Here is a 17,716-nt window from a genome sequence, read left to right on the forward strand (position 1 = left end):
CGGCTCAGCGCAGGCGCCGATCGATGCGTCGGGAGGTCCAGGTGCCGAGGCCCTGGATGGCCATGACCACCACGATCATGATGAGGATGGTGGCGTACATGACCTCGTACTCGTAGGTCTGGTAGCCGTAGCGGATGGCGAAGTCTCCCACGCCCCCGCCGCCGACCACGCCCATGATGGTGGAGTAGGAGACCATGGAGATGGTCACCGTGGTCAGGCTCAGCACCAGTCCGGAGCGGGCCTCCGGATACAGGAACCGGGTGACCAGCTGAAGCGTGCTGGCTCCCAGGGAGTCGGCCAGCTCCACCGTCTGCCGGGGCACGTCCAGCAGGGTCTGCTCCACCCAGCGGGCGTAGAGCGCCACGGCCACGAAGGCGAGCGGCACCGAGGCGGCGGTGGTGCCGAAGGAGGTGCCCAGCATCCAGCGGGTGAACGGGATGAGAGCCACCACGAACAGCAGGAACGGCACCGAACGGACCACGTTCACATAGCCGTTGAGCAGCGCGTAGATCCCGGTGCGCGGCTGAGGGCCGTTCTTCCGGCTCAGGTACATCCACGTGCCCATCGGCAGGCCCAGCAGCACCGCCGCGAGCAACGAGTTGCCCAGCATCACGCCGGTCTCGGCGATGGACTGCAGCATCTCGCCCCGGTAGGCGCTCAGGCTGGCGCCGAGCTCGTCCAGCCGGCCGAGGACCCCCTGCCCGGCTGCTTCCTGCCCGCTCATGCGAGGTACCTCTGCGCGCGTTCGGCGTAGGAGGAGAACGCCTGACGCGGCGGTGGGGCGACGACGTCGGTGACGGCGGTGAGGCGGCCGCGCTCCAGGACCGCAGCCCGGTCGCAGGAGGCCTTGACGACGTCGAGCTCGTGGCTGACCAGCACGATCGTGGTGCGCAGCTCGCGGCGGACCTGCCCGAGGATGTCCATGACCTCCTCGGTGTGGTGATCGTCCAGGGCGGAGGTGGGCTCGTCGCACAGCAGGATGCCCGGGTCCGTGACCAGGGCACGGGCGATCGCCACCCGCTGCTTCTCTCCGCCGCTGAGCAGACTGGGGTGCTGGTGGGCACGGTCCGCCATGTTCACGAAGTCCAGCATCTGCATGACCCTCTCCCGCTCCCTGCGGCGCTGCAGCCGCAGGGGCAGGGCGACATTGTCGAAGGCGGTCTTGTTGGCCAGCAGGTTGAACTGCTGGAACACCATGCCGATGCGACGACGCTGCGCCCGCCGGGCCCGGGGACTGAGCCGTGCCAGGTCCACCCCGTCCACCAGGACGCGTCCGGAGGTGGGTGCCTCGAGATGGTTGATCAGCCGCAGCAGGGAGGACTTCCCGGAGCCGGACTCCCCGACGACGCCGAACATCTCCTCATCCCGGATCGTGAGGTCGATCCCGCGCAGGGCGTGGACCTCTCCACCGCGCCGACCGGTCCCCCGGCGTCGGTAACTCTTGGTGACCTGCTGCAGCTCGATCATCCGAGCCTGCTCGTCAGGGTCTGTGCTGAAGCGTCCACGACCCGTCTCAACGCGCCGGGAGGTCGGAGAATTCCACCGCCTCCACCCGCGGCCCAGGGTGACCGCCGGAGACGTCCGCCGCACCGGTGAGCAGCTTCGAGACCGGGCACCGCGCATGGGCGGCCTCCACATGGACCCGCGCCTGTGCAGGCCGCAGCCCCTCGACGGCGGCCGCCGCCCGCGGCACGAAGCGATACCCCACTCCGGAGCGCTCCCGATGCAGCTCCACCTCCACGCAGACCCTGCTGCGTGCGGTGATCCCGGCCTCGGCGAGCACGACCTCCAGCGTGGCGTTGAGGCAGGTGCTCCAGGTCATGCCGAGCAGCTGCTCGGGATCGGCGCCGGCGCGGGAGCCCTCGGCCGGGACGACGTCGAAGGGTGAAGCGGTCGGCAGGGAGGGCCCTCCCGCAACGCGGACGTGACCGGAGGTGCCGCCGTCGTTGACCACGCGGGCCGTGTAGAGAGGGCGGGCGTCGTCGGGGGTGGTCGTCATGGAGCCATGGTAGGCACGCCGCGCGCGGCAGGCCGCCGGAGCTGGTCCCGGGAGTCGGTCAGCGGCGCAGCGCCTGATCGATGCCGCGGGCGGTGGCCTCGTCGGTGACCAGGATGTTGAACCAGTCTGCGCGGGCGGCGGCGATGATGCTGGGCACCTTCTGCATGCCCGCCGCCGCGGCGATCCGCGTGGGCACGGCCTTCAGCGTGTCCGCGGGGATGCGGACCATCCTCTCGCTGCCGGGGAAGGTGACCTCGACGCCCGCTTCGTCATAGAACGCCAGGCACACGTCCCCCACCGAGCGGGCCAGCGAGGGGTGTTCCCGCGGCACCGACCGGGAGATCGAAGCGCGGGTGGAGGCCGGAGCCCCGACACCGACCAGCGCCACCTTGGCCGAGCGCCAATCGTCGACGATCTGCCGATACCCCGGGTCGTCCTGCAAGGCGTCGAGCAGCGCCGCCGAGGGCATCGAGGGCGCGAACAGGTAGTGCGGGTACCCGCCAGACGTCACCGTGAAGGCACGCACCACCTCGTTGGTCTGGTGCCAGGCGTCCGGCTCCGCCTGCCCACCCACCGTGGGCGCCACGACGACGCCGCTGAAGTCCCCCAGAGACTGCTGAGCCAGCGCATAGGTGGTCTCCCCGGAGGAGATCAGCAGGACGTCGCCGGCGCTGAGCGGCGCCTCGGCGAGCGCATGACGGGTCATCGGCCCCAGGCCGGGACCGAGGCGCCCGGACTGATCACCGGGGGCCAGATGCACCTCATGCAGCCCCAGGATCTCGCGGAGGGAGCGTCGCAGATCGTCGGAGCCGACGGCGCTGGGGCGATGTACCCGGATCTCCACGATGCCCAACCGGCGGGCCTCGCCGAGCATGCGGCTGATGGAGGGACGGGAGACCTTCAGCTGCTCGGCCACCTGCGCCTGGGTGGCGCCCTGCTCGTAGTACATCTGCGCGGCCCGGTAGAGCCGGTCGAGCTCCTCGAGGCCGGGTTCGCCCTCGCCCGCGGGTCGGGCCGGGGTGGGGTCTCGGTCCACAGGTGTGCCTTCCAGGTCGGTGCAATGGGGACCGCGCGCGGCTCGGCATCCGGTCCCGGAGCCGATGCCCGCGGGTCATCAGGGCTCTCCTCAGGGTATCTCGGGTCACATCGAGGAGCGTGAACAAATGTGCTTGACGTCTGTTCAGGTGACGCTACCATGGTCATCACGTGATCCGCCCCACGTGATCCGTCGCTCATCCGCACCGTCGACCCCGACGCCGGCCCGACGCCGACGCCGGCCCGACGCCGACGACCCCGCCGGACGCAGCGCCCGCACCCGTCGGACCCACGACGGCGCACCTGCCCCACCCACGAGGAGCACACCGATGACCACCACCTCAGCCACCGCACACGCCACCTCCCCCGTGGCGACCACCGCCCCCGGAGTGGAGATCCCCGGGACCATGCGCGCCGTCGTCGTCCACGGTCCGCAGGACTACCGCCTCGAACGCCGCCCGGTCCCCACACCCGGCCCCGGCGAACTGCTGCTGCGCACCGACGCCGTCGGCGTCTGCGCCTCGGACCTGAAGTGCTACCACGGTGCCGAGAAGTTCTGGGGCGGCGAGCACAAGCCCGCCTGGGCCGAGACCGACCGCATCCCGGGCCACGAGTTCGTCGGCACCGTCGTCGCCGCCGGCGAGGGCGCCCTGGTCGCCCGCGGCGTGGACTTCGGCGACCGCCTGGCCTGCGAGCAGATCGTCCCCTGCGGAGACTGCTTCTACTGCGGCCGCGGCATCTACTGGATGTGCGAGCCCCACGACATGTTCGGCTTCAAGGGCTTCGACGGTGCCATGGCCGAGTACGTGCTGGTCCCCGTCCAGGCGCTGACCCACCCCGTATCCGCCGACCTGCCCGGCCAGTTCGCCGCCTTCTCCGAGCCACTGTCCTGCGCCATGCACGCCGTGGAGCGCGGCAGCATCCAGTTCGAGGACACCGTGGTCATCGCCGGAGCCGGCCCGATCGGCCTCTCGGCGATCGCCGGGGTGCGGCAGAAGAACCCGCTGCGCATCATCGCCCTGGACATGGTCGAGGAGAAGCTCGCCCTGGCCAGGACCGTCGGCGCCGACGTGACCATCAACATCGCCGAAGAGGACGCCGTCGCGAAGGTCAAGGAGCTGACCGGCGGCTACGGCGCCGACGTCTACATCGAGGCCACCGGCCACCCCTCGGCGGTGGGCCAGGGGCTGAACCTGCTGCGCAAGCTCGGCCGCTTCGTGGAGTACTCCGTGTTCAAGGACAAGGCCGCCGTGGACTGGTCGATCATCTCGGACGACAAGGAGCTCGACGTCCTGGGCGCCCACCTGGGACCGCACTGCTGGCCGGCCGCCATCAAGCTCATCGAGGACGGTGTGCTGCCCATGGAGCAGATCTGCACCCACCAGTACCCGCTCGAGCGCTTCCAGGACGCCCTGGACATGGTGGCCGACTCCTCCGGACAGTCCGTGAAGGTCTCCATCCTGCCCAACGGGCCGATCCCCGCCGGAACCGCCAACAACCTCCAGGACGGTGAGGCATGAGCACCACCGCGACCACCACCCGGGGGCCGCTGCCCGCCGGGCACCCGGACGAGACCCGCCTGGACCGCATGGGCATGCCGCACATGCTCCGCTTCGGATTCTTCGGCCTGCTGCTGGTGATGACCGGGGTGGGCGTGGAGTCCAACATCCTCGCCCCGCACATGGTGGAGGTCCTCGGCTCCCCCGAGGCCACCGTCTCCGCGATCATCACCGGGCACTCCGTCTCGGTGCTGATCGCCTCATACCTGGGCGGATCCCTCTCCGACCTGTTCGGTCCGCGCCGCATCATGGCCGTCGGCGCGGCGATCTTCATCGTCTTCCAAGTGCTGTTCCTGCTCGCCCTGGCCGCGGGAAGCCTGGAGATGGCCGCCGTCACCTACTTCCTGCGCGGCTTCGGGTTCCCCATGTTCGCCTTCGCGTTCATCGTGTGGGTCAACGTCACCGCCCCGCCGGAGCGGAACTCGACGGCGATCGGCTGGTTCTACGTGATGTACACCGGCGGACTGCCCACCCTGGGCTCGCTGGTCGCCATCGGCGCGATCCCCGCCTTCGGCGGCGGCGGGGCCGGCGGCATCGGCGAGACCGGCGCCATGTGGCTCGCCGGAGGCCTCGTGGCCGCCGGCTTCCTGCTGGCCCACTTCGGCATCCGCGACCCCCGCGGCTCCCAGCGGCTCGCCCCGGCCGGCGAGTCGGCCTCCCAGGTGCTCACCGCCGGGATCCGGCTGACCTTCACCAACCGCAGGGTCGCCATGGGCTTCCTGATCCGACTGATCAACACGGCCCCGCAGTTCGGCATGTTCATCATGCTGCCGGTGGTCATCTCCACCACGCTCGGCTGGGGGCAGTCCCGCTGGCTGGCCATGACCGTGGCGGTCTACGCCACCAACATCCTGGTCAACGCCGTCTTCGGCGCCATCGGCGACCGCTGGGGCTGGCGACGCACGGTCAAGTGGTTCGGCATCACCGGCTCCGCCATCGGCCTGCTGCTGTGGTGGTACGTGCCGCACCTGGTCCCGGCCGGGTCCACCTGGGGATACATCGTCTCGGTGATCGCCGGCTGTGTGTTCGGCTGCCTGCTGGCCGGCTTCGTGCCGATGGGCGCGATCATGCCGGCCCTGGCCCCGGACCACCGTGGCGCGGCGATGGCCATGTACACCACCGCCGCCGGCGGTGCCACATTCCTCGGCTCCGCCGTGGTCGCGATCGTCTTCAACATCGCCAGCTGGGTGGGCATGAGCGACTTCGCCCGCAACTCCCTGGTCGTCTGGGTCTTCGTCGGACTCTACGCCTGCGCCTTCGTGATGATCCGGCACCTGAAGGTCCCCCAGGACGAGATCAAGGAGAAGCACGGCAGACTCTTCGGCCGCCGCGAGGTCCCGCTGGCCGACGAGCCCTCCCCCTCCCCTGCTCGGTGAGCCGACCGTCCCCGATCCCGTGACCTGTCAGTCCGCAGACCACCCCCAGCCCGTCCAAGGAGCCCTCCCGTGACCACCCTGTACAACGACCCCTCCACCTTCATGGAGGACCAGCTCGCCGGCTTCCTCGACGCCTACGCCGACCGGCTGCGCGGCGTCGAGGGCGGCGTGGTCTCTACCGCGCCGCAGGACAGCCCGGAGGTCGCCGTCGTCGTCGGCGGCGGTTCCGGCCACTACCCGGCCTTCTCCGGACTGGTCGGCCCCGGGCTCGCCCACGGCGCCGTCGTCGGCAACATCTTCACCTCCCCCTCGGCCAGCCGGGCCTGCACGGTCGGCCGTGCCGCAGACGCCGGCCGCGGCGTGATCTTCACCTTCGGCAACTACGCCGGTGACGTCATGAACTTCGGTCTGGCCACCCAGCGTCTGGCCGCCGAGGGCATCGACGCGCGCGTGGTGGTGGTCACCGATGACATCGCCTCCGCAGACGAGCCGGAGAAACGCCGCGGCATCGCCGGGGACTTCACCGTGTTCAAGGTGCTCGGTGCCGCCGCCGCCGAAGGGCTCGACATCGACGCCGTCGAAGCCGCGGGCCAGCACGCCAACGCCATGACCCGCACCCTGGGGGTGGCCTTCTCCGGCTGCACCATGCCGGGGTCCGAGGAGCCGCTCTTCGAGGTCCCCGAAGGGCACCTGGGCCTGGGACTGGGCATCCACGGCGAGCCCGGCATCGAGGATGTGCCCATGCTCAGCGCCGACCAGCTCGCGGAGCTGTTCGTGGAGCGGGTGCTCACCGAGGCCCCGGAGGGCGCCGGGCGCCGGGTGGCGGCGATCCTCAACGGACTGGGCACCACCAAATACGAGGAGCTGTTCCTGGTCTGGGGCCGGGTGTCCGCGCTGCTGCGGGACCGCGGCTATGAGGTGGTCCAGCCCGAGATCGGCGAGCTGGTCACCAGCCTGGACATGGGCGGCTGCTCCCTGACCCTGATGTGGCTGGACGAGGACCTCGAACGCTGGTGGACCGCCGATGCGTACACCCCGGCGTTCAAGCGGGTGGCCTCCGCCCTGCCCGTCGGCACCGCCGACCACACCGCCGTCGAGACGACGTCGGCGGCCACTGAGATCCCCGCCGCCGGAGAGGCTGGCCGTGCCCTGGCCGGCCAGGTCCGCGCCGTCGTCTCCGATCTGGCCGTGCTGCTGGAGGAGAAGTCCGGGGAGCTGGGCCGCATCGACGCCGTCGCCGGCGACGGCGACCACGGCCGCGGCATGCTGCGCGGCATCACCGCCGCCCAGGCCGCCATCGCCGAGGTCCCCGACCATGCTGGGGCGGCCGCCGTGCTGCGCGCCGGCGGACGCGCCTGGGCCGACGACGCCGGCGGCACCTCCGGGGTGCTGTGGGGCGCGGCCCTGGAGGCCGCCGCCGGGACCCTCGACGACGCCGCCGCCTCCTACGCCGCCGAGGACGCAGTCGCCGCGGTGCAGGCCTTCCAGGACTCCATGCAGCAGCTCGGCCGGGCACAGGTGGGCGACAAGACGCTGCTGGATTCCCTCGTGCCGTTCGTGGACGCCCTCTCCGCTGCCGTCGCCGGCGGTGCCTCGCTGGCCGACGCCTGGTCCTCGGCCAGCGCGGAGGCCGCCAAGGCCGCCGAAGCCACCCAGGACCTCCGCCCGGCGGTGGGCCGCGCGCGTCCGCTCGCCGAGAAGAGCCTGGGCACCCCCGACGCCGGGGCCGTGTCCATGGCGATGATCCTGGGCCGCATCGCCGAACACCTGCGCTGAGCTCCACCCCTGCGCCGGTCCCCGCGCTCCAGCCCCTGTCCCTGACCCAGACCCACATTCTGATCCCATCCGAAAGGCAAGAATCCATGACGAAGAAGCTGCGACTGGTGGTCGGCTGCGACGACGCCGGCTACGACTACAAGGAGGCCCTCAAGGCGGACTTCGAGGCGGACGACCGCGTGGAGTCCGTGGTCGACGTCGGCGTGGACTCCGACGGCCACACCCCCTACCCGCATGTCGCGGTGGATGCCGCCCAGATGGTGGCCGACGGCAAGGCCGACCGCGCGCTGCTGATCTGCGGCACCGGCCTGGGCGTGGCGATCTCCGCGAACAAAGTGCCCGGCATCCGGGCAGTCACGGCTCATGACCCGTTCTCCGTGGAACGCTCGGTGCTCTCCAACAACGCCCAGGTGCTGTGCATGGGCCAGCGCGTGGTCGGCAAGGAGCTCGCCCGCAAGCTCGCCGCCGACTGGCTGAACTACGAATTCGACACCTCCAGCGCCTCCGCGGAGAAGGTCGCCGCGATCAGCAGGTACGAGCAGACCGGGAGCTGCGGATGAGGTCGACCGGCGGAGCTCCCGTACCGGACCGGGCCGCGCTGTTCGACCTCACCGGGCGGGTGGCCGTCGTCACCGGCGGCGCCTCGGGCCTGGGTGAGGCGATCGCCCACGGCTTCGCCCGGCAGGGAGCGCTGGTGGTGCTGGCCGATCTGGACGCCGAGCGCCTCTCCGCCACCGCCGAGGAGCTGCCCACCGCCCACCCCGAGTCAGGCGGTGTAGACACGCTCCGTCTGGACGTCACGGACGCCGAGGCCGTGGAACAGGCCTTCGCCGACGTCGTCGCGACCCACGGCTCGCTGGACGTCCTGGTCAACTCGGCGGGGATCGTGGCCCTGGATCCGGTGGACGAGGTGCCGGAACGGACCTGGGAGAAGGTGCTGCAGGTCAACCTCACCGGCACGTTCCTGGCCTGCCGGGCCGCGGGCACGCACATGAAGGCCGCCGCCTACGGGCGGATCGTGAACATCGCCTCCCAGGCCGCCCATGTGGCGCTGGAGCATCACGCCGCCTATGGCGCCTCGAAGTCCGGACTGTTCGGGCTGACCCGGTCCCTGGCCCGCGAGCTGGGGCCTCACGGTGTCACCGCCAACACCATCTCACCGACCGTGGTGATGACCGAGCTGGGTCGGCAGGCCTGGGACGGGCCGCATGGCGAGGCGCACCGGGCGGAGATCCCAGTCCGGCGCTTCGCCGAGCCCGAGGAGATCGCCGCCGCCGTCGTCTACCTGTCCTCCCAGGAGGCCGCGATGGTCAACGGAGCGGACCTGCGCATCGACGGCGGGTTCACGATCGTCTGACCCTGTCCTGCGCCGTTGGCTCCGGAGCGATCGTCGCTAAACGTCGCGTCAGTAGGCGTATTCCGACCATCGCTCCGGGGTCAACACTGCGTCAGGGATGGGTGAGCAGCACCGACCAGCTGGCGCCGGGTGTGTCGTCGGGTTCTCCGTCCTGCAGGGAGGCCCGGAGCCCGGCCTGCTCCGCCAGGGCGACGAACCCCGCGTGGGTGTGCCAGTGCAGCAGCCACTCGCGCTCGTCGACCTGGATGTCATGAGCCCGGCGCCGTTCATAGCGCAGCAGGGTCCGCTGGGTGCGGGCGGGGTCGTCGCGCTCCTGAGTGACGAGCGTCAGCCGCAGGATGGCGCCGTCGTCGTCGACGGTCTGGCGCACCTGGCCGATCTCCTGCTCCGCGGCGGGCTCGGGGATCCAGAGCGGGACGAGTGCGGCACCCTCAGGGGCGAGATGATCCCTGATTCGACGCAGCGTCTCGACGACGGCGGCATCGTCCGGCAGCAGCAGGATGGTGGGCCCGGCGAGGAAGACGGAGCGGTACCGCCGCGGAAGATCGAGTTCCTCCATGCGCTGCGCGTAGAGCCGCGGCGCCGACCCCTGGCCCTCTGCGGCCGCACGGAAGCGGGCCAGCATGTCCGGAGAGGAGTCGACGCCGTCGACGTCGAGCCCCAGCTGCAGCAGCTCCAGCATCGGCTCGCCGTCGCCGCAGCCCAGCTCCAGAGCCGGCTGGCCCTGAGATCGGATGAACTCGGCATAGGGGGCGGCGTCGAAGCTCTCGCCCTTCAGCGGGGCGTACATCTCGGCCACCAAGCCGGTGTAGAAGTCGGCGGCACGCATGCCCTGCACTGTACTCGCACCTGATGGCGTTGCCTCCGCGGTTTGGGCCCTTATGACGACGTTTCTCACGTCAGAAGGGCCCAAAGCGCGGAGGCAACGGGGTGGGCGACGCCGACACGCGTCAACTGTCGACACATGCCGGTAGGCTTGACGCCATGTCGAACCCGCGCCTTCCCAAGCTGAATCGCATGACGCTGCGCGAGCAGGTCCTCGAGTCACTCCGGGACGCCATCCTCACCGGGACCTTCCGCCCGGGAGACCACCTGGCCGAGACCGAGCTTGCCGAGAGCTACGGCGTGAGTCGCGGAACGGTCAGGGAAGCGCTGCGCACACTGCAGCAGGCGGGACTCGTCACAGGAGACTCCCGCGGCAAGGTGCGAGTGCGCACGCTGGGAGCTGAGGAGATCCGGGAGATCTTTCACGTCCGAGCTGCCTTGGAGACCCTGGCGGCCGAAGAGATCATCGCCCGCGGCGACGCCGCCACCGTCGCATCGGAGCTGCGCGCCCTGCTGCCACCGGCACGCGGGGCCGCCGTCGACTATCTGAAGCGACTGAACCTGGATCTCGCCTTCCACCAGCGCCTGTGCGAGCTCTCCGACAACACCACGTTGCTCGAGACCTGGCAGGGACTGGAGGGTCGGATGCGCGTGGTCATGTTCTCTCCCGGCGAGGGGGATCCGATCGACATCATGAACGACGACCATCACGCCCCGTTGGTGGACGCCATCGCCGCCGAGGACCCGGCCGCGGTCCGCCATGCCTTCTTCGCCCACATGGACGAAGCCGCCCGGCGCTGGAGCTCCTGAACTCAGCTCACGCTTTCCGCCGTACAGGCAGTCCGCCAGCTGACACTGACGCGCCGCTGACCAGCTCAGGCGGCGACACACCCTCCCCTGCCCCGGTGTGCCCCAAGCCCATCTTAGTCAACACTTATTTACCAACTGTTGACAGTTGACGTCCCTGGTCGCATGATTGTGAACCAGCGCACGTGATGCGCCCCACGGCGAGGCCCATTCCCCCGGAGCCGCGTCACACTCTCGACCTCCATGCCCAGCTGCGACACCAGGAGGTGTCCCGTGACATCCCACCCCTCCCACCCGCGGGGTCCCGACGCCGGATTCGCCCAGCGGGGGCGGCCCCGGCCCTCGAGGCACCGTCCCCTCCGCCACCTGCCCCACGTCTTCCGTGCCGTCGCAGCCCTCGGCGCCGTGGCCCTGGCGGTCGGCCTCACCTCCTGCGGCGTCGCAGGGGCCACCGACCCGGACGATGAGCGACGGCTCCTGCTCGGCCACGGCGCCGCCCCTGGCAACCCCCGCTCCCTCGCCGCCGAGCATTTCAGCGAGCGCGTGGACGAGGAGACCGACGGACGCATCGAAGTCCAGGTGCTGGGACAGGAATCGCTCGGCTCGGATTCGGACATGATGGTCTCCGTCGCCTCCGGCACTCTGGACATGTCCATCAACTCCCAGGGCCCCTTCTCCCCGGTGGTCCCTGAGGTCAACCTGGTGGGCCTGCCGTTCCTCTTCGAGAGCAGCGAGCATGCCTATGAGGTCATCGACGGCGAGGCCGGCGACCATCTGGCCGCCGAAGCCGAGGAGCGCGGGTACCATGTGCTCGCCTGGTGGGACAACGGCATCCGTGACATCACCAACAGCAGCCGACCGATCGACGACGTCGAGGACTTCCGCGGACTGCAGATCCGCACCCCCGACGATCCGATGACCATCGACATCTTCAACTCCCTGGGTGCCTCCCCCACCCCCATGGACTTCGGTGAGCTCTATCTGGGGCTGCGCCAGGGTGCGGTGGACGGCCAGGAGAATCCCGTGGTCAACGTCCACTCCTCCTCCCTCCATGAGGTCCAGAAGCATCTGGCGGTCAGCGGCCACAAGTACGAGCTCAACCCCTTCGTGATCTCCACGCAGACCTGGGCCACCCTCACCGACGAGGACCGGACGCTGCTCACCGAGCTGGCAGAGGAGTCCCGCGACCTGCAGCGGGACCTGATGCTCGAGCAGACCGAGGAGATCTACACCGAGTACGAGGACATCCTCGAGATCACTCATCCGGACCGCGACGCCCTCCGTGAGGCCACCGACGACGTCTACGAGGCCTGGGAGCAGGAGCACCCCGAGTTCTTCGAGCTGATCACCGAGGCCGCCGAGCAGACCCGCGCCGACCACGAGGAGACGCCGTGAACCCCCGCCCCACCGACCCGGCGCCCGTGGACGGCGAGCGCTTCCTCTCTGAAGAGGACCTCGCCGAGATCGACCGTCCGGACCTGGAGATCGTCATCCCGCGCGCCGGAGACCCCATCAATGAGGCCTTCCGCCAGGCAGGAGCTGCGGTCGCCGTGGTCTCCCTGGTGGCCGTCTGGGCGCTGCTGCTGGTCGCCGTGGCCCTGCGCTACCTGACCGGATCCTCCCTGGACTTCGCCACCGAGCTGCCCGCCTACCTGTATCCGTGGATCATCGCCGGCGGCGTGGTCGTCGCGATGGCCCTCGGCGGCCACATCGCTGTGGACTTCGTCCTGACCCGGCTCAGCCCCCGCGCGGAGCAGACCGCCCAGGTGGGCGTCTGGGCGTTCGGCGGTGTGCTCTTCGTTCTGATCACAGTGCTGTCGCTGCGCCTGGTGGACGCGTTGATCGCCCAGATCACTCCCATCCTGGGCTGGCCTCGGGTCGGCAGCTTCGCCGCGTTCATGCTGATGTCAGCGTGCCTGGCGGTGCAGAGCTTCGCCCGGGCCTGGTTCATCGCCCGCCGGAGCGCGGACGACGCCGCGGCCGGTGCCGCCGACGCCGACAAGGAGGTCTACGGTGTTTGAGATCCTGCTGGCGATGATCGCCCTGTTGGTGCTGCTGACACTGGGCGTGCCCGTGGCCTTCGCCATCCTCGCGGCCACATTGATCGGTCTGCTCGCAGTGGGCGACTTCCCGCTGCACGTGGCCACCCAAGCGTCCTTCCAGCCGACCGGGGATTTCCTGCTGCTGGCCATCCCATTCTTCATCCTGACCGCGGACCTGCTGGCCAACGGCACGCTGGGCCGTCAGGTCATCGGGCTGGCCACGCGCATCGTGGGGCGTTTCCGCGGCGGCGTGGGTCAGTCCTCCGTGGTGACTTCGCTGGTTTTCGCCGGCGTGTCCGGCTCGGCCGTGGCCGATGCCTCGGGCCTGGGCCGGGTGCTGATCCCCTGGTCCAAGAAGGTCGGCTACCCCGCCTCCTATGCCGCAGCCGTCAACTCCTCCACCTCCATCCTCGGGGTCATCATCCCGCCGTCGATCCCGATGATCCTCTTCGCCGCGACTTCGGGTGCCTCGGTGGCCGCCGTCTTCGCCGCCGGCGTGGTGCCCGGGCTGATCCTGGCCGTCGGCATGTTGACGGCCTGCTGGTTCGTCGCCTTCAGGAACGGGTTCCCCCGGGTCCGGGTGAAGCTGACCCCGAAACGCCTGGCCAAGGACCTGCTGCTCGCCCTGCCGGCGATCGTGCTGCCGGTGCTGATGATCCGTCTGGTGCTGCTCTACGGCGTCGCCACCGTCACGGAGGTCTCCGTGCTGGCCGCCCTGTACGCCGTGGTGCTGCGGGTGACGATCTACCGGGACCTGTCGGTGAAGGGATTCCTGCAGTCGATGATCTCCACCTCGGCCGCCACCGGCGTCGTGATGCTGCTGATCATGACCTCCTCGGCGCTGAGCTGGCTGCTCACTGTCCAGGAGGTGCCGCAGCGACTGGCCGGGCTGGTGCTCGACGTCGTCGACGCGCCCTGGCTGATCATGCTGGCCATGATCCTTCTGCTGCTCCTGGTGGGCATGTTCCTGGACATGTCCCCGGCGATCCTGCTGCTCACCCCGGTGCTCATGCCTCTGGCCGACCAGATCGGCATGGACCCGGTCCACCTGGGCATCGTCATGGTCCTATCCCTGGCCATCGGCCTGTTCACCCCGCCAGTGGGCACGACCCTCTACATCTCCTCCGCCATCGGAGAGGTGAAAGTCGAACAGACGGTGAAGGCGCTGCTGCCCTTCTACGCCGTCGCGATCGCGGTGCTGCTGCTGATCGCCTTCATCCCCTCCCTGCTCGTCACCCTCTGAACCGGCCCCTGAACCACCGGCACCTGCCACCGACTCTGAACCCTCGAAAGGACCTCCCACCGTGAGCCACCACACCACCGCACCGTCGCCCCAGCGCACCGCCGTGATCACCGGCGCCGCCTCCCCGCGCGGCATCGGTCGCGCGACGGCACTCCGCTACGCCCAGGAGGGCTGGGCCGTCGCCCTGCTGGACCTCGACGCCGACGGCGCCCGCACCGCCGCGGCCGAGATCTCCGAGGAGGCCGGCGTCCCGACCCTCGGAGTACGTGTCGACGTCACGGACAAGGAATCGGTGGTCACCGCCGCGGAGTCCGTCCGCTCCTCCGCCCTGCCGCCGGTGGGAGCACTGGCCAACATCGCCGGGCTGCCCTCTCCCGTGCCCTTCCTGGACGTGGATCTGGACCTCTGGCACCGCGTGATCGACGTCAACCTCACCGGCACCTTCCTGGTGACCCAGGCCTTCCTGCCGGACATGCTCGAGCACGGATACGGCCGCATCGTGACCATGTCGTCGGTCTCCGCCCAGCAGGGCGGCGGGGTCTTCTCCAAGACCCCGTACTCCGCGGCGAAGGCCGGGATCCTCGGGCTGACACGCTCCCTGGCCCGGGAGGTCGCCGAGCACGGCATCACCGTCAACGCGATCTCGCCGGGCGTAGTGGACACCGACATCCGCGCCGGCGCCACCGACGAGGAGAACGAAGAACGGCTCTCGGCGGCGGTGCCGATGAAGCGCCAGGGTAGCCCGGAAGAGATCGGGGCGCTGGCCGTATGGCTCTCCGGCACCGAGGCCGGCTACATCACCGGTGGCACCCACAACATCAACGGGGGCGCCTACATTGCCTGAGCCCGCAGCCACCGCACCCGACGCGTCCCGGGTCGGCGTCTCTACGATCAGCTTTCGGCACCGACCCCTCGAGGAGGCGCTGAGCATCATCTCCGCCCTCGGCGCCACTGAGGTCGACCTCGGGGCGATTCCCGCAGTAGTCGGCCACGTGCCGGTGCCCTTCACCGGGGATCCCGGTGCCTATGTGGCTGTCCTGGACCGGCACGCTCTGCGTGCAGGGGCCGTGAACGCCGACGTCGGCGACCTCAACGATCCCACCCTGACACCTGAGCGACTGACCGAGGTGGCCGCACCGCTGGCGGACCTGGCTGCCGCCGTCGGAGGTGCACTGATCGTGCCCGGTGGTCGGGCTTCGTGGGAGCCGTTCCAGGACGAGGAGAACGACCTGGCCGTCATTGCGGAGAACTTGCACCTGCTCGCCGGGATCTGCGCAGAGCGGGGCGTGCGTCTGCAGGTGGAGCTGCTGCACCACCTGCGGTACGTCCATTCGGTGGAGCGTGCCCGGAAGGTCCTCGACGCCGTGGGTGACGAGACGTTCGGGCTGCTGTTCGACGTCTCCCACGTGGTGGCCTCCGACGACGACCCGGTCGGCTGGCTGGCCGAGTGTGCCTCCCGAGTGGAGAGGGTGCACCTGCGCGACGCGATCCCGGGGAATCTGAACCTCGGCATCGGCCGCGGCCAGGTGGACTTCGCCGGTGTCATCGCATCGCTGGAGACCTCCGGCTTCTCCGGAAGCTACATCCTCGAACTGGAGACCCACGACGTCGCCGAGGACCACCGCGAGGCGGACGCCGCGCGCAGCCGGGCCGAGATCCTCACTCTGCTGGGCGCCTCCGCGACCGTGACCACACCCTGTCCTGCACCCGACCCCACCCAGGAAGGCACATCATGACCACCGCACCCGACCCGGCCGTGCGCGCACCGATGCGCGACCGCGGCCTCGACGTGAGGGTCAAGTCCGCCCGAGAGTCCGCCTACAACATCCGCATGGGCGTCCTGGAGCAGGGCGAGGCCCAAGGCGAGGGCTACGTCGGCCAGGCCCTCGGCGCCGCCGACCTGCTCGCCGTCGCCTACACCGACCAGATGCACCTGGACCCGGCGGATCCTCAGTGGGACGATCGCGACCGATTCCTGCTCTCCATCGGACATTACGCTCTGGCCCTGTACTCCGCACTGGCCGAGGTCGGCACCATCCCCCGCGAAGAGTTGACCACCTACGCCGCAGACGGCTCCCGCCTGCCGATGTCCGGGATGTCCACCTACACCCCCGGCATGGAGATCTCCGGCGGCTCGCTGGGCCACGGGCTCGGCGTCGCCGTGGGGACCGCCCTCGGGCTGCGCCACCAGGGCAAGGATCGGCCCCTGGTGATCAATCTGCTCTCCGACGGTGAGCTGGATGAGGGGTCCACCTGGGAGGCCGCGATGAGCGCGAACCACTTCCAGTTGGGCAATCTGATCGCTGTGGTGGACATGAACGGCATGCAGGCCGACGGTCGCACCGAGGACGTGCTGCGCAACGAGCCCCAGACGGAGCGGTGGGAGTCCTTCGGATGGCACGCCCAGCGCGTCGACGGCAACGACGTCGCCGCCCTCATCCGGGCATTCGACGCGGCCGCCGACCAGGCCTCCGCCATCGGCCGCCCGCACGTGATCATCGCGGACACCGTGCTCGGCAAGGGAGTCCCGATGTTGGAGAGCCGGGAGAAGCTGCATTTCATGAAGATCGCCGAGGACGAATGGCCCCTGTGCAAGGACCAGCTCACGACCGGCCACCTGTCCGACGAGACGCAGGAGGACCTCCGATGAGCACCGCCCACCACGCCACGACAGGCCAGACAGGCCAGAACCAGCAGCCCCTGCGCTCGGCGGCGATGATCGCCTCGATCGCCGACGCCGGCGTAGCTACCACACGGGCGCCGTTCGGACACGCGCTCAACGCCCTGGCCGCGGGGGACGAACGAGTCGTCGGCCTCACCGCCGACCTGGGCAAGTACACCGACCTGCACGTCTTCGGACGGGAGAACCCGGACCGGTACTTCCAGATGGGCATGGCCGAGCAGCTGCTGTTCGGTGCCGCTGCCGGCATGGCGCAGACCGGATTGGTGCCATTCGTGACGACCTACTCGGTGTTCGCCACCCGCCGCGCCTATGACTTCCTCTGTCTGGACATCGCCGAGCCGGAGCTCAACGTCAATGTGGCGGCCGCCCTGCCGGGACTGACCACGGGCTATGGCCCCTCCCACCAGGCCACCGAGGACATCTCGATCCTGCGGGGCATGCCGAACCTCACGATCGTGGACCCGGCTGACGCCGTCGACATCGAGCAGTCCGTCCCCCAGCTGGCAGCCGCTCCCGGCCCCAGCTACACCCGACTGCTGCGTGGAGCCGTGCCGCGGGTGCTGCACGAGTACGACTACAGCTTCGAGCTCGGGAAGGCAAAGCTGGTCCGACCCGGCAATGACGTGCTGCTCATCGCCAGCGGGCTGATGACCATGCGTGCCCTGCTGGCAGCTGAGCGGCTGGCCTCCCACGACGTCGACGTCGCGGTGCTGCACTGCCCTACGATCAAGCCCTTCGACGCGGAGACGGTGCTGACCGAGATCGACTCACCGCGGCTGACCATCACCTGTGAGAACCACACCGTGGTCGGCGGGCTCTTCGAATCGGTGGCCGCCGCGTTGGCGCGGAAGCCCGTGGGGAAGCCGGTGCAGTCGATCGCGCTGCCGGACGCGTTCCTCGACGCGGGAGCGCTGCCGACCCTGCACGACCGCTACGGGCTCTCCACCGATGCGGTGGTCGCGCGTGTGCTCCAGGAGCTGGACGCCCACGGCTGACTTCTGCCCCCACACGCAG

Annotated in this window: 18 protein-coding genes; 13 read left to right on the forward strand and 5 right to left on the reverse strand. The window is 70.0% G+C overall.

Going from position 1 to position 17,716, the window contains the following annotated elements; all coding sequences use genetic code 11:
• Positions 1 to 4 precede the first annotated feature (4 nt).
• Genes Q7C18_RS10695 through Q7C18_RS10710 form a run of 4 tightly spaced genes read right to left on the reverse strand, consistent with a single transcriptional unit; the run spans position 5 to position 3,035 of the window.
• On the reverse strand, positions 5 to 724 hold the full coding sequence (locus Q7C18_RS10695; RefSeq protein WP_311025387.1) for a methionine ABC transporter permease: 720 nt from the start codon (positions 722 to 724) through the stop codon (positions 5 to 7).
• Entirely contained in the window at positions 721 to 1,467 is a 747-nt protein-coding gene (locus Q7C18_RS10700) for an ATP-binding cassette domain-containing protein (protein WP_311025388.1), read from the reverse strand. The genes Q7C18_RS10695 and Q7C18_RS10700 overlap by 4 nt, the downstream gene beginning before the upstream one ends.
• A gap of 46 nt (positions 1,468 to 1,513) precedes the next feature.
• Entirely contained in the window at positions 1,514 to 1,999 is a 486-nt protein-coding gene (locus tag Q7C18_RS10705) for an OsmC family protein (RefSeq protein WP_311025389.1), read from the reverse strand.
• 58 nt (positions 2,000 to 2,057) lie between these two features.
• Positions 2,058 to 3,035: a sugar-binding domain-containing protein gene (locus Q7C18_RS10710; protein ID WP_311025390.1), complete on the reverse strand. Its 978-nt coding sequence runs from the start codon at positions 3,033 to 3,035 to the stop codon at positions 2,058 to 2,060.
• Between the two features lie 328 nt (positions 3,036 to 3,363).
• On the opposite strand from Q7C18_RS10710, the gene Q7C18_RS10715 reads away from it, so the two are divergent.
• The 5 genes from Q7C18_RS10715 (at position 3,364) to Q7C18_RS10735 (ending at position 9,102) form a co-directional block, all read left to right on the forward strand.
• Positions 3,364 to 4,554, forward strand: coding sequence for a zinc-binding dehydrogenase (locus tag Q7C18_RS10715; RefSeq protein WP_083277327.1), 1,191 nt, complete (start codon positions 3,364 to 3,366; stop codon positions 4,552 to 4,554).
• Positions 4,551 to 5,969, forward strand: a complete 1,419-nt coding sequence (locus tag Q7C18_RS10720) for an RbtT/DalT/CsbX family MFS transporter (protein WP_311025391.1) — start codon at positions 4,551 to 4,553, stop codon at positions 5,967 to 5,969. Before Q7C18_RS10715 ends, Q7C18_RS10720 begins: the two co-directional genes overlap by 4 nt.
• A gap of 69 nt (positions 5,970 to 6,038) precedes the next feature.
• A complete protein-coding gene (locus Q7C18_RS10725) occupies positions 6,039 to 7,745 on the forward strand; it encodes a dihydroxyacetone kinase family protein (RefSeq protein WP_311025392.1) in 1,707 nt (568 codons plus the stop codon).
• Positions 7,746 to 7,831: 86 nt separating this feature from the next.
• Complete coding sequence (locus Q7C18_RS10730) at positions 7,832 to 8,305, forward strand: ribose-5-phosphate isomerase (RefSeq protein WP_070162022.1); 474 nt, start codon at positions 7,832 to 7,834, stop codon at positions 8,303 to 8,305.
• Entirely contained in the window at positions 8,302 to 9,102 is an 801-nt protein-coding gene (locus Q7C18_RS10735) for a GolD/DthD family dehydrogenase (RefSeq protein WP_311025393.1), read from the forward strand. Before Q7C18_RS10730 ends, Q7C18_RS10735 begins: the two co-directional genes overlap by 4 nt.
• A gap of 91 nt (positions 9,103 to 9,193) precedes the next feature.
• On the opposite strand, the gene Q7C18_RS10740 is transcribed toward Q7C18_RS10735, so the two are convergent.
• On the reverse strand, positions 9,194 to 9,931 hold the full coding sequence (locus Q7C18_RS10740) for a class I SAM-dependent methyltransferase (RefSeq protein ID WP_311025394.1): 738 nt from the start codon (positions 9,929 to 9,931) through the stop codon (positions 9,194 to 9,196).
• A gap of 155 nt (positions 9,932 to 10,086) precedes the next feature.
• Between Q7C18_RS10740 and Q7C18_RS10745 the strand changes: the two genes are divergently transcribed.
• The 8 genes from Q7C18_RS10745 (at position 10,087) to Q7C18_RS10780 (ending at position 17,697) form a co-directional block, all read left to right on the forward strand.
• Positions 10,087 to 10,737, forward strand: coding sequence for a GntR family transcriptional regulator (locus tag Q7C18_RS10745; RefSeq protein ID WP_311025395.1), 651 nt, complete (start codon positions 10,087 to 10,089; stop codon positions 10,735 to 10,737).
• Positions 10,738 to 11,007: 270 nt separating this feature from the next.
• On the forward strand, positions 11,008 to 12,129 hold the full coding sequence (locus Q7C18_RS10750; protein ID WP_311025396.1) for a TRAP transporter substrate-binding protein: 1,122 nt from the start codon (positions 11,008 to 11,010) through the stop codon (positions 12,127 to 12,129).
• Positions 12,126 to 12,755: a TRAP transporter small permease gene (locus Q7C18_RS10755; RefSeq protein ID WP_311025397.1), complete on the forward strand. Its 630-nt coding sequence runs from the start codon at positions 12,126 to 12,128 to the stop codon at positions 12,753 to 12,755. The genes Q7C18_RS10750 and Q7C18_RS10755 overlap by 4 nt, the downstream gene beginning before the upstream one ends.
• Positions 12,748 to 14,019 carry a TRAP transporter large permease gene (locus Q7C18_RS10760; protein ID WP_311025398.1) on the forward strand — a complete coding sequence of 424 codons (1,272 nt, stop codon included), beginning with the start codon at positions 12,748 to 12,750 and terminating at the stop codon, positions 14,017 to 14,019. The genes Q7C18_RS10755 and Q7C18_RS10760 overlap by 8 nt, the downstream gene beginning before the upstream one ends.
• Positions 14,020 to 14,080: 61 nt before the next feature.
• Positions 14,081 to 14,863 carry an SDR family NAD(P)-dependent oxidoreductase gene (locus Q7C18_RS10765; RefSeq protein ID WP_311025399.1) on the forward strand — a complete coding sequence of 261 codons (783 nt, stop codon included), beginning with the start codon at positions 14,081 to 14,083 and terminating at the stop codon, positions 14,861 to 14,863.
• The gene (locus Q7C18_RS10770) at positions 14,856 to 15,755 is read left to right on the forward strand and encodes a sugar phosphate isomerase/epimerase (protein ID WP_311025400.1); all 900 of its coding nucleotides are present in this window, start codon (positions 14,856 to 14,858) and stop codon (positions 15,753 to 15,755) included. Before Q7C18_RS10765 ends, Q7C18_RS10770 begins: the two co-directional genes overlap by 8 nt.
• Positions 15,756 to 15,787: 32 nt before the next feature.
• Positions 15,788 to 16,669 (forward strand): transketolase, encoded by an 882-nt coding sequence (locus Q7C18_RS10775; protein ID WP_311025440.1) that lies wholly within the window; start codon positions 15,788 to 15,790, stop codon positions 16,667 to 16,669.
• Positions 16,666 to 17,697 (forward strand): transketolase C-terminal domain-containing protein, encoded by a 1,032-nt coding sequence (locus Q7C18_RS10780; protein WP_311025401.1) that lies wholly within the window; start codon positions 16,666 to 16,668, stop codon positions 17,695 to 17,697. Before Q7C18_RS10775 ends, Q7C18_RS10780 begins: the two co-directional genes overlap by 4 nt.
• Positions 17,698 to 17,716 lie beyond the last annotated feature (19 nt).

Origin of the sequence: Nesterenkonia sp. CL21, assembly GCF_031705515.1 — a bacterium.
GTDB lineage: Bacteria > Actinomycetota > Actinomycetes > Actinomycetales > Micrococcaceae > Nesterenkonia > Nesterenkonia aethiopica.

What these genes read in the sequence shown, in the direction of transcription:
- Q7C18_RS10740 (WP_311025394.1), bottom strand. Translation starts at nt 9,931, where the DNA reads ATGCGTGCCGCCGACTTCTACACCGGCTTGGTGGCCGAGATGTACGCC.
- Q7C18_RS10780 (WP_311025401.1), top strand. Translation starts at nt 16,666, where the DNA reads ATGAGCACCGCCCACCACGCCACGACAGGCCAGACAGGCCAGAACCAG.
- Q7C18_RS10695 (WP_311025387.1), bottom strand. Translation starts at nt 724, where the DNA reads ATGAGCGGGCAGGAAGCAGCCGGGCAGGGGGTCCTCGGCCGGCTGGAC.
- Q7C18_RS10715 (WP_083277327.1), top strand. Translation starts at nt 3,364, where the DNA reads ATGACCACCACCTCAGCCACCGCACACGCCACCTCCCCCGTGGCGACC.
- Q7C18_RS10720 (WP_311025391.1), top strand. Translation starts at nt 4,551, where the DNA reads ATGAGCACCACCGCGACCACCACCCGGGGGCCGCTGCCCGCCGGGCAC.
- Q7C18_RS10705 (WP_311025389.1), bottom strand. Translation starts at nt 1,999, where the DNA reads ATGACGACCACCCCCGACGACGCCCGCCCTCTCTACACGGCCCGCGTG.
- Q7C18_RS10735 (WP_311025393.1), top strand. Translation starts at nt 8,302, where the DNA reads ATGAGGTCGACCGGCGGAGCTCCCGTACCGGACCGGGCCGCGCTGTTC.
- Q7C18_RS10700 (WP_311025388.1), bottom strand. Translation starts at nt 1,467, where the DNA reads ATGATCGAGCTGCAGCAGGTCACCAAGAGTTACCGACGCCGGGGGACC.
- Q7C18_RS10745 (WP_311025395.1), top strand. Translation starts at nt 10,087, where the DNA reads ATGTCGAACCCGCGCCTTCCCAAGCTGAATCGCATGACGCTGCGCGAG.
- Q7C18_RS10730 (WP_070162022.1), top strand. Translation starts at nt 7,832, where the DNA reads ATGACGAAGAAGCTGCGACTGGTGGTCGGCTGCGACGACGCCGGCTAC.
- Q7C18_RS10775 (WP_311025440.1), top strand. Translation starts at nt 15,788, where the DNA reads ATGCGCGACCGCGGCCTCGACGTGAGGGTCAAGTCCGCCCGAGAGTCC.